At 35.1% G+C, this 387-nt stretch carries 1 protein-coding gene; it reads right to left on the reverse strand.

Going from position 1 to position 387, the window contains the following annotated elements; translation table 11 throughout:
* Positions 1–181: 181 nt before the first annotated feature.
* Positions 182–387, reverse strand: a 206-nt coding sequence (locus D7X99_RS42140; protein ID WP_233614247.1) for a bacteriophage terminase small subunit, incomplete at its 5' end; no start/stop codon positions are given.

Genomic DNA, 387 nt, shown 5'->3' on the forward strand with positions numbered 1-387 from the left:
GGTTACCAGTAGTCAAATAGAAGTTGTCTTGTATCCATTCAATAGCTTGTGTAACACGGTCATAGCGATAAATATACTTGTTGTGAATACGTATTTGCTTCTGAATAGTCTTGCGAATGTACTTATTAATAATAATGCCGTTTTCTTTGTTGTATTCCAACATTTTATTTAAATAATACATTTATTCAAACCCTTTCGGCACTTCAATTTTTGGCGTTTCGTACTTACTTAGTTTATAGTCATCAAGTTCTTCGATCTTAGCTTTAAGGTCATGAGCGCTTGATTCTTCTTGTTGTAATCTCCGCCATTCAGTAGGGTTATAAAGTTCAGGGTTACCAGCCTTAGCAACCATCATTGCTACCAAGCTATCTTTGTCCAGCTCTTTTT

Origin of the sequence: Corallococcus sp. AB032C (genome assembly GCF_003668935.1) — a bacterium.
Taxonomy (GTDB): Bacteria; Myxococcota; Myxococcia; order Myxococcales; family Myxococcaceae; genus Corallococcus; species Corallococcus exiguus.